Genomic DNA, 1,358 nt, shown 5'->3' on the forward strand with positions numbered 1-1,358 from the left:
GCTAGGGGTGGGTGGCCGCAGAGACCAGCGGAAAGCGACTGTTTACTAAAAACACAGGTCCATGCGAAGTCGCAAGACGATGTATATGGACTGACGCCTGCCCGGTGCTGGAACGTTAAGAGGACCGGTTAGCCAGTAATGGCGAAGCTGAGAATTTAAGCGCCAGTAAACGGCGGTGGTAACTATAACCATCCTAAGGTAGCGAAATTCCTTGTCGGGTAAGTTCCGACCTGCACGAATGGCGTAACGACTTTCCGGCTGTCTCAACCACAGGCCCGGCGAAATTGCACTACGAGTAAAGATGCTCGTTACGCGCGGCAGGACGGAAAGACCCCGGGACCTTTACTATAGTTTGGTATTGGTTTTCGGTTCGGCTTGTGTAGGATAGGTGGGAGACTGTGAAGCGGTGACGCTAGTTACTGTGGAGTCGTTGTTGAAATACCACTCTGGTCGAATTGGGAATCTGAACCTCGGGCCATGATCTGGTTCAGGGACAGTGCCTGATGGGTAGTTTAACTGGGGCGGTTGCCTCCTAAAGAGTAACGGAGGCGCCCAAAGGTTCCCTCAGCCTGGTTGGCAATCAGGTGTTGAGTGCAAGTGCACAAGGGAGCTTGACTGTGAGACAGACATGTCGAGCAGGGACGAAAGTCGGGACTAGTGATCCGGCACCTCCTGGTGGAAGGGGTGTCGCTCAACGGATAAAAGGTACCCCGGGGATAACAGGCTGATCTTGCCCAAGAGTCCATATCGACGGCATGGTTTGGCACCTCGATGTCGGCTCGTCGCATCCTGGGGCCGGAGTAGGTCCCAAGGGTTGGGCTGTTCGCCCATTAAAGCGGCACGCGAGCTGGGTTTAGAACGTCGTGAGACAGTTCGGTCCCTATCCGCCGCGCGCGTAGGATACTTGAGGAAGGCTGTCCCTAGTACGAGAGGACCGGGACGGACGAACCTCTGGTGTGCCAGTTGTTCTGCCAAGGGCATGGCTGGTTGGCCACGTTCGGAAGGGATAACCGCTGAAGGCATCTAAGCGGGAAGCCTGTTCCAAGATGAGGTATCCCACCCCTTTGTGGGTTAAGGCTCCCAAGAGACCATTGGGTTGATAGGCCAGAAATGGAAGCACAGTAATGTGTTGTCGAGTTGACTGGTACTAATAGGCCGAGGACTTGTCTACGAAGATGTTGCGCATCCACTCTACGGTTCTGAAACACCACGCTAGTATGGCGTGTGTTGTTTCGGAGTGTTTCGGTGGTTTTAGCGTCAGGGAAACGCCCGGTCCCATTCCGAACCCGGAAGCTAAGCTTGACAGCGCCGATGGTACTGCAACCGAAGGGTTGTGGGAGAGTAGGACACCGCCGAAC

The 1,358-nt window shown here is 55.0% G+C and carries 2 rRNA genes; both read left to right on the plus strand.

The features are described from left to right. A 23S ribosomal RNA gene (locus ACLJQM_RS48165) occupies positions 1–1,171 on the plus strand; the annotation flags it as partial. Between the two features lie 70 nt (positions 1,172–1,241). Then, a 5S ribosomal RNA gene (gene rrf / locus ACLJQM_RS48170) occupies positions 1,242–1,358 on the plus strand.

The sequence above is a fragment of the Amycolatopsis sp. cmx-4-83 genome (genome assembly GCF_046548815.1).
GTDB classification, from domain to species: Bacteria; Actinomycetota; Actinomycetes; order Mycobacteriales; family Pseudonocardiaceae; genus Amycolatopsis; species Amycolatopsis pretoriensis_A.